The sequence below is a fragment of the Mycobacterium sp. genome, assembly GCF_047975165.1.
Lineage (GTDB): Bacteria > Actinomycetota > Actinomycetes > Mycobacteriales > Mycobacteriaceae > Mycobacterium.
In genome coordinates this window covers 40,739-51,989 of record NZ_JBKECZ010000100.1, presented here as the reverse complement: position 1 = coordinate 51,989, position 11,251 = coordinate 40,739, and the positions used below count along the sequence as shown (strand labels likewise).

The window sequence follows — 11,251 nt, the reverse complement described above, 5'->3', positions numbered from 1 at the left end:
ATCCCGGCCGAGGTGGAACCCATTGCGCGGGTGCTGCCGATGCTGTCGGTGCCGCACCTGGATCGTGGGTTCGACTACCTGGTGTCGCCCGAACAGTCCGACGATGCGCAGCCCGGCGTGCGGGTTCGGGTCCGCTTCCATGGCCGGCTGGTCGACGGCTTCGTGCTGGAGCGCCGCCACGACACCGATCACCGGGGCAAGCTGGGCTGGCTCGATCGAGTGGTGTCGGCCGAAGTCGTGCTGACTCCGGAGATCCGCCGGCTGGTCGAGGCAGTGGCGGCCCGCTACGCCGGCACTCGGCCGGATGTGCTGAGGCTGGCGATCCCCGCCCGGCACGCCGGAGTGGAGAAAGAGGCCGGTGTTGCTGCGGTTCCGGCGTCGGTGCGCCCGGTGGACCCGGCTGGCTGGGAGACCTACAGCCGTGGCGGCGGGTTCCTGGCCGCCCTGACCGAATCGCGTGCCGCCCGGGCGGTATGGCAGGCACTGCCCGGCGAACAGTGGGCCCACCGATTCGCCGAGGCCGCCGCGCACACCGTGTCCGCCGGCCGTTCGGTGTTGGCGATTGTTCCCGATCAGCGGGATCTGGATGCGTTGCGGGAGGCCATGGTTGCCCACATCGACGGCACCAGTGTGGTGGCGCTGTCCGCCGGGCTGGGCCCCGCAGCGCGGTATCGCAGATGGCTGGCCGCGCTGCGCGGCGGTGCGCGGGTGGTGATCGGCACCCGCAGTGCGGTGTTCGCCCCCGCGGTCGATCTGGGGTTGGTCCTGGTCTGGTCCGACGGCGACGACAGCCTGGCCGAGCCGCGGGCGCCCTATCCGCACGCGCGGGAGGTGGCGATGCTGCGCGCGCACCAGGCCCGGTGTGCGGCCCTGATCGGCGGCTACGCCCGCACGGCGGAAGCTCACGCGCTGGTGCGCAGCGGTTGGGCACACGACGTGGTGGCCCCCAGGCCGGTGGTGCGCTCGCGTGCGCCCCGTATCGCGGCGCTCGATGGCAGCGCCTATATCGACGAGCGTGACCCGGCGGCACGTACTGCGCGCCTGCCTTCGATCGCGTTGCGCACGGCACGGGTCGCGCTGCAAGCCGGCCTGCCGGTGCTGGTCCAGGTGCCGCGACGGGGGTACGTGCCGTCGCTGGCCTGCGGTGGCTGCCGGGCGATAGCCCGCTGCCGCCAGTGCACCGGGCCGCTGTCGCAGACCCAGCGGGATGGCGCCGCGGTGTGCCGGTGGTGCGGACGGATCGACACCGCGTCGCGGTGCGCGCGCTGCGGTTCGGCGGCGCTGCGGGCAGTCGTCGTCGGCGCCCGTCGCACGGCTGAGGAATTGGGCCGGGCGTTCCCCGGCACACCGGTGGTGACGTCGTCGGGCGACCTTGTCGTTTCCGAGGTGCCCGCCCGCGCCGCCCTGGTGGTCGCGACGCCCGGAGCCGAACCCCGCGCGCCGGGCGGATACGGGGCGGCGCTGCTGCTCGATACCTGGGCATTGCTCGGGCGGCAGGACCTGCGGGCAGCCGAGGAGGCGCTGTGGCGGTGGATGGCCGCAGCCGCGCTGGTGCGATCTCGGGGGGACGGGGGAGTGGTCAGTGTGGTTGCCGAATCTTCGCTCCCGACAGTGCAATCGTTGATCCGGTGGGATCCGGTCGGTCACGCCGAGGCCGAGCTTGCGGCCCGGACGGCAGTCGGCCTGCCACCGAGCGTGCACCTTGCTGCGCTCGACGGCACCCCGCGCGCTGTGAGCGCGCTGCTGGCCGAGGCACGGTTGGACGATCACGAGTTGCTCGACGCCGAGTTGCTCGGTCCGGTGGAGTTGCCGGTGGGTGCGCGGCGGCCGCCGGGAATACCCGGCGACGTCGCCGTCACCAGGATGCTGGTGCGTGTTCCGCGGGAGCAGGGCGCGGTCCTGGCGGCTTCCCTGCGGGGTGCGGTCGGGGTGCTCAGTGCCCGGCAGAGCGGTGATCCGGTGCGGGTCCAAATCGATCCGTTGAACATCGGCTGAGGGATCTGGCGGTTCGAAATTTTGAGCACCGGGAAACGACGGTCGGGCCGGATCACGGCCCCGGCCGGTGAATCCGGAGACGATTTGCGCCAACGGGTGGCCGGATTCACTAAGCTGATCGGGCAGTACACGGGCAATACACGATGACGAAAGTTGAGTTCGTACCGTGAGTGACGACGTCCGCGACGACGACCTGGCAGTGACGGATTCCCTCGGGGAATCCGACGCGACGGTCGACGTCCACGCCACTGACGAGACGCAGATGGCCATACCCGTCGTCAGGCCCCCGGTGGATGAGTATGCCGTTGACGAGACGCGGATGGCCATCCCTGTCGTCAGGCCTCCGGCGGATGTGCATGCCGTTGACGAGACGCGGATGGCCATCCCTGTCGTCAGGCCTCCGGCGGATGTGCATGCCGTTGACGAGACGCGGATGGCCCTGCCGGTTACGGATTTCCCGATCACCGACGTCCACACCGGTGACGCGCTTGAGGATCTCGCACCTGCCGATGCCGACTTCCTCGACGTCGCAGATGCCAGCGACATCACCGACATCACCGACGTCATCGCGGTTCCGGTCCCCGATGACACCCGGACCGGTGCGACCGAGGTCCTGGCGCCCGCGGGTCGTTCAGCCCGGCCAACGCTGAACCGGCCGGGTGCTTTCTGGCAGCGCCGAATCTACGTGGGACCGGTCTCACTGGTTCTGGCCGTTCTGCTAGTGGCCACCGGTTGTTCCGCGACGTGGCTGTATGCGCAGTATTATCGGCCCGACCAGCAGACGAGCCACGCCGTCCGGCGGGCGGCGATCGACGCGGCCACCGATGGCACAGTTGCGTTGCTGTCGTACTCGTCCGACACCCTGGAGCAGGACTTTGCTGCCGCCAGGTCGTACCTGTCCGGGGACTTCCTGTCCTACTACAAGCAGTTCACCCAGCAGATCGTGATGCCCTCGGCCACACAGAAGTCGCTGAAGACGAGCGCCCGGGTCGTGCGCGCCGCGGCGCAGGAGTTGTATCCGACGTCTGCGGTCGTGTTGCTGTTCGTCGATCAAAGTACGACGGACAACGACGATTCCACGCCTGCGATGGAGGCCCGCAGCGTCGTGGTGAATCTGGCTTTAATCGACGGGAAGTGGCTGATCACCAAGTTCACCCCCGTGTAGTGGGTTTGACGGCCACGCGGTGTGTCAGTTGGTGATCGAGTCTGCCAGCGTCCGTGCGCCGGTAATCGCCGCAAACTGCGCGAGCCCACCGAATCTGGTGCCGCCCAGCGTCAGTTCGATGGGGCTTTCGTTGTCCAGCAGGGTGATCGGCACCGTCGCGGTAAGCGGATGCGGTGGAACGAGCAGCCCGTCGAACGGCACATGAGCCACGACCGGGATCTTGACCGAGCCCAGGACGGGCAGGTCGAACTTCACCGGCAGCGGCATATCGACGAGCACTTCGCCGTTGAGCAACCCGTCGAGGATCAACGCGGGCGAATCCAGCACACCGCCGAGGATCATTGCCGGGTTGGTGGTGGCCACTCCGGTTCCGATGATCTTTGCGGCGGTGGCCAACCCGTCGAGCGCGCCGACCGGTGCGCCGGCCACAGCGAACAGCAGCGACACCGGTAGGCCGAAATTCGCGGAGACCTGCGGGGTACCACTCGGCGGCGGGAAGCTGATCTCGGTCGTCACGGTCGTCGATATATCGACATCGAACAGCGTGGTCAAGAAGCTGCCCAGGTTGGGTCATCTGCGCCGGAATGGAATGACCGATCATGAGGGTGCTCAGTCCGGTCATTTGCTGGCCCGGCAGGCTCAGGATCGGCAGCAGGTTGCGCACTGCCCCGAACAGCGTGACGTCGGCCAGATCGCCACTGCCCAAGCCGCCCAGGAAGAGGCCGAGGGCCGCGTCCGTTCCGTCGGTGACGGTGCCGTTGTAGTCGCCCGCGTTGATCGCCTCGACTACCTGTCCCCAGTCGGCGGGCAGGTCGGTCAGGGCACCCTGGAAGTCGACACTGAAGGCGAGAATCGATGAACTCGTCAGGCGCTGCGTGCCGGTCAGCCCGTCGAGGAAGATCTGCCCGTAGTAGGCGGGGTTGAAGGCGGACAGGCCGGCGACGGTGTTCTTGATGGTCAGCGGAATCCGTGGGATTTCCGAAGGCAGGTTTGCCAAAGCCACGCCGATGTCCGGACCTCCGAGGTTCGCATAGCCCTGCTGGTTGGCGATGACCTGCCGCAGGATCGGGAATGGGTCCGATGCGAAAGCCCGGTTCAGGGCTGCCACATTGGTTTCGGTGTTGACGAACAGTCGCCGCCAGGCCTGCCCGGGCGCATAGGGTGGCGGGGTGTCCGCGGCCGGCAGGGTCCGTTCCGCGTTGGCCAGCTCGGTACCGAGGTAGGAGGCCGCACTGTGACCCAACAGTCGCGTGAAATCGGCATAAAACAGTGCTGCCCGAGCATTGGTGGCTTGAAATTCTGAACCGTACGATTCGAACAGCCGCGACACCGCCGCCGATACTTCATCGGCCGCCGCGGCGGCGACGATGCTGGTCCGGGCTGCGTATGCGGCAGCGACCCGGCTCAGGGCCGACTCGATGCCCGCCAATTGCCCGGCGGCGGCACTGATTGCTTCGGGTGAAACTCCGACCGGCATCACTCCTCCCGTCTCGGGCCCGTCGCCCCACGCCCGTCGCCCGCCGCCTGCCTTCTCGACTCGCGGTCACTCCCTGTCGACCGGCCCGTCACCAGGATATTGCAAAACCGCCGGACCCGATCGATGCGGCGTGTCCCATGCGATGTCGTGAACGGTTCACCGCCATCGACAGGGAACTCCCGGTGGATTCCAGCCGTGACTGCCCCCTGGATTGTGACGTGCCGGAAACGGTTCATCGGCTCGCGCGCCTACAATGCGTGCAGCCCACAACCGCGAATCGCCCGCATGCACAGGAAAGGTGCCACGCCATGCCGACCAGTGACTCGACGACGGCGGACGAATCGCTGGATGCGATTACCGAGTCGCTACTGACTGCGTCCCGGCTGCTGGTGGCGATGTCGGCCCGGTCGATCGGGCACGTCGAAGACACGATGACCATCCCGCAATTCCGCACTCTGGTGATTCTGTCCAACCGGGGTCCGGTGAACCTGGCGACGCTGTCGAGTCTGGTGGGCGTGAAGCCATCGGCGACCGGCCGGATGGTCGACCGCCTGGTCGGCACCGGCATGATCGACCGCCGGCAGCATCCCAAATCGCGGCGGGAGCTGCTCGTCGCGTTGACCGACCAGGGTCGCAACCTGGTTCGCGAGGTGACCGGCTACCGGCGTGCCGAAATCGCCCGGGTCGTCGAGAAGATGCCGGAGGCCGAACGTCAGGGCCTGGTAGGTGCACTGCAGGCCTTCACCGCCGCCAGCAACGAACCCGACTTCCCGGTCGATGTCGACGAGGTGTAGGACGCTCCGGGTGCGTCCGGGATCCGGCCGGCCCGCGCCCTTTTTAGACTGAATCTGTGCGCATCGTCTTCGCCGGCACCCCGCAGCCCGCACTTCCCGCCCTGCGGCTGCTGGCCGAATCACCCGACCATTCGGTGATAGCGGTGTTGACCAGGCCTGACGCGGTATCGGGCAGACGTGGCAGGCCGATGCCGTCACCGGTGGCCTGCGAGGCGCTCGACCGCGGCATTCCCGTGTTGCGGCCGGCGCGCCCCAACGCCGAGGAGTTCGTCGCCGAACTAGCCGACTTGGCGCCCGAATGCTGTGCGGTGGTGGCCTACGGGGAGCTGCTCGGCGCGGGCCTGCTGGCCGTCCCCCCGCGCGGCTGGATCAACCTGCACTTCTCGCTGCTTCCGGCGTGGCGCGGTGCGGCACCGGTGCAGGCCGCGATTGCCGCTGGGGACACGGTCACCGGGGCGACTACGTTTCAGATCGAGCCGAGCCTGGACTCCGGGCCGGTTTACGGTGTGGCCACCGAGGCCATCCGCCCGGCCGACACTGCCGGTGATCTGCTCGACCGCCTTGCTGTTTCGGGCGCCGAACTGCTCTCGGCCACCCTGGACGGTATCGCCGCGAAATCGTTGACACCGCAGCCCCAGCCGGTCGAGGGCATCAGTCTGGCCCCGAAGATCACCGTGGCGCAGGCGCGGGTGAGCTGGGATCTGCCTGCGCACGCCGTTGAACGCAGGATCCGCGCGGTAACCCCTAATCCGGGGGCCTGGACGCTCATCGGTGACCTGCGTGTCAAGGTCGGGCCGGTGCGGATCGGTGGCCGGCAGGCGCCGGAGTCGTTGGGGCCGGGCAACATCCACGTCGATCGCAAGAACGTGTGGATCGGCACGGCCTCGGATCCGGTGTGCCTGGGTGAGATTCAGCCACCCGGTAAAAAGCCGATGACCGCCGCCGATTGGGCGCGGGGGGCCCGGCTCGATGCCGATGCCCGGGCGTCATGACGTCGTCCGCGGGCAAGCCGTACAGGAAACGGCCGGACCGCAAGCAGTCCCGGCCGGACCGCAAGCAGTCAGGGCCCAACGGCGGGCAGACCCGCCAGCGGCGAACGGGCCGGGCGCGCCGCAAGCCGCTGGACCCCGCGCGCCAGGCCGCCTTCGACGCGTTGCGGGCGGTGAGTGCCCGTGACGCCTACGCCAACCTGGTGCTGCCCGCCCTGCTGCGCGAACGCGGTATCGGCGGACGTGACGCGGCATTTGCCACCGAACTGACCTACGGCACCTGCCGGACCCGCGGGTTGCTCGACGCCGTCATCGGCGCGGCCGCCGGACGGGCGCCGGAGACCATCAGCCCGGTTCTGCTCGACCTGTTGCGCATGGGCGCCTACCAGCTGTTGCGAACCCGGGTGGACGCACACGCCGCGGTTTCCACCACCGTGGAACAGGCCGGTATCGAATTCGACTCGGCCAGAGCGGGATTCGTCAACGGCGTGCTGCGCACCATCGCCGGCCGGGATGAACGGTCCTGGGTGGCGGAACTCGCACCGGACAACGACCCGGTCGGCCGTACGGCGTTCGAACACGCACACCCGCGGTGGATCGCCCAGGCATTCGCCGATGCGCTGGGCACCGCCGCCGGAGAACTGGATGCGATGCTGGCCAGCGACGACGAGCGGCCCACGGTGCATTTGGCGGTCCGGCCCGGCGTGCTGTCCGTCGCCGAACTGGCCGAACGGGTCGGTGGCACGGTCGGTGAGTATTCGCCGTACGCGGTCTACCTGACCGGAGGCGGCGACCCGGGATCGCTGGACCCGGTTCGCGACGGGCAGGCGCTGGTGCAGGACGAGGGCAGCCAGCTGGTGGCCCGGGCGCTGACACTGGCGCCGGTCGAGGACGACGGCGGGCGCTGGCTCGACCTGTGCGCCGGGCCGGGCGGCAAGACGGCGCTGCTGGGTGCGCTCGCGGCGGAATCGGGTGCCCGGGTGACGGCCGTGGAGCCGACCCCGCACCGCGCCGACCTGGTGGTGGCCAACACCGGCGGGTTGCCGGTAGAGGTGCTGCGGGCCGACGGGCGCGACTCCGGTCTCGAGCCGGGCTTCGACCGGGTGCTGGTCGACGTGCCCTGCACGGGGCTGGGTGCGCTGCGCCGGCGGCCGGAAGCCCGCTGGCGGCGTCAGGCATCCGACGTCCCCGCCCTGGCCAGATTGCAGCGCGAATTGCTGGCCGCCGCCATCTCGTTGGCCCGCCCCGGGGGCGTGGTGCTGTATGCGACGTGTTCACCGCACCTGGCCGAGACGGTGGCGGTGGTCGCCGACGCACTGCGCCGCCATCCGGTGACGGCTTTGGACACCGGGCCGCTGTTCGCGCCGGTACCGCCGGATTCCTCCGGCGGATCGGCGGGCGGGCCGCATGTCCAGCTGTGGCCGCACCGGCACGGCACCGACGCGATGTTCGCAGTCGCGCTTCGCCGGCTCCCCGAACGTCAGTAAGGTGTCGCCCATGGGTTCTAGGGGTGGACCGCTGATCGCACCGTCGATCCTGGCGGCTGATTTCGCGCGGCTCGGCGAGGAAGCCGCCGCGGTGGACGGCGCCGACTGGCTGCACGTCGATGTGATGGACAACCATTTCGTGCCGAACCTGACCATCGGCCTGCCGGTGGTCGAGAGTCTGCTGGCGGTCACCGCCATACCGATGGATTGCCATCTGATGATCGAAGACCCGGACCGGTGGGCGCCCTCCTATGCCGAGGCCGGCGCCTACAACGTCACCTTCCATGCCGAGGCGACCGCCAATCCCATCGGGGTGGCCCGCGACATCCGGGCGGCCGGCGCCAAGGCCGGTATCAGCGTCAAGCCCGGCACCCCGCTGGAGCCGTATCTGGAAATCCTGCCGCACTTTGACACCCTGCTGGTGATGTCCGTCGAACCCGGATTCGGTGGGCAGAGTTTCATCCCCGAGGTGCTGACCAAGGTACGCACGGTGCGTCGGCTGGTCGATGCCGGAGAGCTGAGAATCGTGGTCGAGATAGACGGCGGCGTCAATGCGGACACCATCGAGCAGGCCGCCGAAGCCGGTGTCGACTGTTTCGTCGCCGGATCCGCGGTGTACGGCGCCGAGGATCCGGTTGCCGCGGTGGCGGCACTCCGGCGGCAGGCCGAATCCAGGTCGCCTCATCTGAGCCGCGTGAACCGCTGATGACCGGCGCGGAGCAGGTCAAGAACCTCGACGAGGCGATGCGCCTGGCGATTGAGGAGTCCTACCGGGTCAAGGGCACAACGTATCCCAATCCTCCGGTGGGAGCGGTCATCGTCAACCAGGAGGGCCGGGTCGTCGGTGCTGGCGCCACCCAGCCGGCCGGTGGCGACCACGCCGAGGTCATCGCATTGCGCCGGGCGGGCGGCGCGGCAGCCGGCGGTATCGCGGTGGTCACGATGGAGCCGTGCAACCACTACGGCAAGACACCGCCCTGTGTGAACGCGCTGATCGAAGCCAGGGTGGCTATCGTGGCCTACGGGGTCGCCGACCCGAACGGCATCGCCGGCGGCGGAGCCGGCCGGCTGAATGCGGCCGGAGTCCAGGTGCGCTCGGGTGTACTCGCGGACGCGGTCACCACCGGTCCGCTGCGGGAGTGGTTGTACAAGCAGCGCACCGGGCTTCCGCACGTAACCTGGAAGTACGCCACCAGCATCGACGGGCGCAGCGCGGCGGCGGACGGTTCCAGCCAGTGGATCTCCAGCGATGCCTCCCGAGCGAATCTGCACCGCCGGCGGGCGATCGCCGACGCGGTGATGGTCGGCACCGGAACGGTGCTCATCGACAATCCGGCCCTGACCGCCCGGAACGCGGACGGGTCACTCGCCCCGCAGCAGCCGTTGCGGGTGGTGGTCGGCCAGCGTGAGATACCCCCGGACGCAAAGGTGCTCAGCGCGGATTCCCGCACCACCGTGATCCGCAGCCGGGAGCCCGCCGAGGTCCTCAGGGCGCTCGCCGACCACACCGACGTCCTGTTGGAAGGCGGTCCGACCCTGGCCGGGGCTTTCCTGCGGGCCGGGGCGGTCAACCGGATCCTCGCCTACGTCGCCCCGATCCTGCTCGGGGGCCCGGTGACCGCCGTCGACGACATCGGGGTATTGAACATGGCGCAGGCGCTGCGCTGGCAGTTCGACAGTGTCGAGAAGGTCGGCCCGGATCTGCTGCTCAGCCTGGTCGCTCGGTAGCCGCCACCTGCGCCTGCGGCGTGATCCCGGGCGGCCCGGAGGCAGCCTGCTCCCCGGTGTCGGCGTGCTTGTGGCGGCCGCCGATCAACAGACCCAGCAGGGCCCCGAGAATACAGATGGCAACGGTCACCTTGAATATGTCGCTGTACATCAACGCGAAGGCATGCAGGTAGATCTGCCCCTGGGCGGCGACGCGCTCCAGCATGGTCGCATCGGGGGGGATGGCCGCGGTCAGGCCGGCGAGTATCTGGTTGAACCGGTACAGGCCCCAGGCGGTCAGTGCGGCGACTCCGATCAACATGCCGGTCATCCGGGCGACCACCACCGATGCGGATGCGATTCCGTGCTGAGCGGCGGGAACCACGCGCAGCACGGCCGCCGACAGCGGGCCGATCACCAGCCCCAGGCCCAGACCGGTGATCAGCAGATCGGAGTGCACAGCGGGCACGGTGAACAGCCCGAAGATATCGTGGCGCCGGCTCATCAGGTCGGTCCGCCAATAGGAGATGAGCCAGTACCCACCGGCGGCGACCAGCATTCCGACGAATGCCACCGCGCGGTCACCGACCCTGGTGGCGATCCAGCCGCCGAGCAGCGCACCCGTGGGCAGGCCGATCAGGAACCACAGCAGCAGGCCGGCCGCCTGCGTCTGGTTCATCATCAGCACGCCCTGACCGAACAGCTCCACGTTGACCAGGGTCACCATCAGTGCCGCGCCGGCGCAGACCGAGGAGCCCAGCGCCGCCAGGAAGGGGCGGAACCGCACCCCGGCCGGTTCGATGAGGCGGGTGCGGGCGAGCCGTTCCCAGGTGAAGAACCCCGCGGCGGCCACCACCGCCCCGATCACCAGCGGCAACCCGTAGCTCGGCAGCACGTGCTTTCCGTCGGGGCTCGGGTTGTACAGCCCGATGACGGCCAGGCCCAATGCCACGGCCAGCAGCAGGCCGCCGACGATGTCCACCCGCTCCGGATTTGCGCTGCTGTCGTGCGAGGGCAGGCTGAAGTGGATCATGACCATCGCGATCAGGGTCAGCGGGACGTTGATCCAGAACACGTCCCGCCAGTCGTGGAACAACCACACCACGAAGATGCCGTAGAGCGGACCCAGCACGCTGCCCAGTTCCTGCGCGGCGCCGATACCGCCGAGCACGCCGGCCCGGTTGCGCGTCGACCACAGATCGGCGCCCAGGGCCAGGGTGACCGGCAACAGGGCGCCGCTGGCGATGCCCTGAATGGTGCGGCCCGCGATCAGCACGTGGAAGGCCCGGTTCGGGTCCGGGTCGAGCAGCACGTAGTCACCGGCTTCCAGCGTCCAGGAGCCGATCTGGACCGACAGCGCGGTCACTATCGAACCGACGATGAACGTGGCCAGGCTGGCCTGCAGGACCAGCTTGCGCCCGAACCGGTCCGAAGCCCTGCCGAGCAGCGGCATCGCGGCGATGTAGCCCAGCAGGTACAGCGTGACGATCCAGGTGATCCGCTGCAGCTGGTTCACCGGGATGCCGACGCTGTTCATGATGTCGCGCATGATGGTGACCACGACATAGGTGTCCAACGCGCCGAGCAGCACCGCCAGGCTGCCTGCGCCTATCGCGATTCGACGTCCTGCCTGCATG

At 69.1% G+C, this 11,251-nt stretch carries 10 protein-coding genes and 1 pseudogene; 8 read left to right on the top strand and 3 right to left on the bottom strand.

The features are described 5' to 3' along the window. Positions 1 to 39: 39 nt before the first annotated feature. Both ACK5M9_RS10780 and ACK5M9_RS10775 read left to right on the top strand, forming a co-directional pair. Entirely contained in the window at positions 40 to 1,995 is a 1,956-nt protein-coding gene (locus tag ACK5M9_RS10780) for a primosomal protein N' (protein ID WP_416893183.1), read from the top strand. Between the two features lie 433 nt (positions 1,996 to 2,428). Then, positions 2,429 to 3,160 carry a hypothetical protein gene (locus ACK5M9_RS10775; protein ID WP_416893182.1) on the top strand — a complete coding sequence of 244 codons (732 nt, stop codon included), beginning with the start codon at positions 2,429 to 2,431 and terminating at the stop codon, positions 3,158 to 3,160. 24 nt (positions 3,161 to 3,184) lie between these two features. Here ACK5M9_RS10775 and ACK5M9_RS10770 read toward each other — a convergent pair whose 3' ends face one another. Continuing rightward, positions 3,185 to 3,676, bottom strand: coding sequence for a hypothetical protein (locus tag ACK5M9_RS10770; RefSeq protein ID WP_416893187.1), 492 nt, complete (start codon positions 3,674 to 3,676; stop codon positions 3,185 to 3,187). Between the two features lie 73 nt (positions 3,677 to 3,749). Here ACK5M9_RS10770 and ACK5M9_RS10765 point away from each other — a divergent pair, with 73 nt between their 5' ends. Continuing rightward, on the top strand, positions 3,750 to 4,019 hold the full coding sequence (locus ACK5M9_RS10765; RefSeq protein WP_416893186.1) for a hypothetical protein: 270 nt from the start codon (positions 3,750 to 3,752) through the stop codon (positions 4,017 to 4,019). 399 nt (positions 4,020 to 4,418) lie between these two features. Here the strand turns inward: ACK5M9_RS10765 and ACK5M9_RS10760 are convergent. After that, positions 4,419 to 4,637: pseudogene (locus tag ACK5M9_RS10760) on the bottom strand (PE domain-containing protein); the annotation flags it as partial. A 308-nt stretch (positions 4,638 to 4,945) separates the two neighbouring features. Between ACK5M9_RS10760 and ACK5M9_RS10755 the strand changes: the two are divergent. From ACK5M9_RS10755 to ribD, 5 genes are read left to right on the top strand one after another with little or no spacing between them, the layout of a single operon-like run. Continuing rightward, positions 4,946 to 5,431 carry a MarR family winged helix-turn-helix transcriptional regulator gene (locus ACK5M9_RS10755; protein ID WP_416893158.1) on the top strand — a complete coding sequence of 162 codons (486 nt, stop codon included), beginning with the start codon at positions 4,946 to 4,948 and terminating at the stop codon, positions 5,429 to 5,431. A gap of 56 nt (positions 5,432 to 5,487) precedes the next feature. Beyond that, positions 5,488 to 6,423 (top strand): methionyl-tRNA formyltransferase, encoded by a 936-nt coding sequence (gene fmt / locus ACK5M9_RS10750; protein WP_416893157.1) that lies wholly within the window; start codon positions 5,488 to 5,490, stop codon positions 6,421 to 6,423. Then, positions 6,420 to 7,907 (top strand): RsmB/NOP family class I SAM-dependent RNA methyltransferase, encoded by a 1,488-nt coding sequence (locus ACK5M9_RS10745; protein WP_416893156.1) that lies wholly within the window; start codon positions 6,420 to 6,422, stop codon positions 7,905 to 7,907. The genes fmt and ACK5M9_RS10745 overlap by 4 nt, the downstream gene beginning before the upstream one ends. Before the next feature lie 10 nt (positions 7,908 to 7,917). Beyond that, entirely contained in the window at positions 7,918 to 8,613 is a 696-nt protein-coding gene (gene rpe / locus ACK5M9_RS10740; RefSeq protein WP_416893155.1) for a ribulose-phosphate 3-epimerase, read from the top strand. Beyond that, positions 8,613 to 9,635: a bifunctional diaminohydroxyphosphoribosylaminopyrimidine deaminase/5-amino-6-(5-phosphoribosylamino)uracil reductase RibD gene (gene ribD / locus ACK5M9_RS10735; protein ID WP_416893154.1), complete on the top strand. Its 1,023-nt coding sequence runs from the start codon at positions 8,613 to 8,615 to the stop codon at positions 9,633 to 9,635. Before rpe ends, ribD begins: the two co-directional genes overlap by 1 nt. Here the strand turns inward: ribD and ACK5M9_RS10730 are convergent. Further along, entirely contained in the window at positions 9,616 to 11,250 is a 1,635-nt protein-coding gene (locus ACK5M9_RS10730; RefSeq protein WP_416893153.1) for an MFS transporter, read from the bottom strand. The two genes, ribD and ACK5M9_RS10730, sit on opposite strands and share 20 nt — an antisense overlap. Position 11,251 lies beyond the last annotated feature (1 nt).

Coding starts and splice junctions, on each gene's coding strand:
- ribD (WP_416893154.1), top strand. CDS start 8,613: ATGACCGGCGCGGAGCAGGTCAAGAACCTCGACGAGGCGATGCGCCTG.
- ACK5M9_RS10765 (WP_416893186.1), top strand. CDS start 3,750: ATGACCGATCATGAGGGTGCTCAGTCCGGTCATTTGCTGGCCCGGCAG.
- ACK5M9_RS10730 (WP_416893153.1), bottom strand. CDS start 11,250: ATGCAGGCAGGACGTCGAATCGCGATAGGCGCAGGCAGCCTGGCGGTG.
- ACK5M9_RS10775 (WP_416893182.1), top strand. CDS start 2,429: ATGGCCCTGCCGGTTACGGATTTCCCGATCACCGACGTCCACACCGGT.
- ACK5M9_RS10755 (WP_416893158.1), top strand. CDS start 4,946: ATGCCGACCAGTGACTCGACGACGGCGGACGAATCGCTGGATGCGATT.
- ACK5M9_RS10745 (WP_416893156.1), top strand. CDS start 6,420: ATGACGTCGTCCGCGGGCAAGCCGTACAGGAAACGGCCGGACCGCAAG.
- ACK5M9_RS10780 (WP_416893183.1), top strand. CDS start 40: ATGCTGTCGGTGCCGCACCTGGATCGTGGGTTCGACTACCTGGTGTCG.
- rpe (WP_416893155.1), top strand. CDS start 7,918: ATGGGTTCTAGGGGTGGACCGCTGATCGCACCGTCGATCCTGGCGGCT.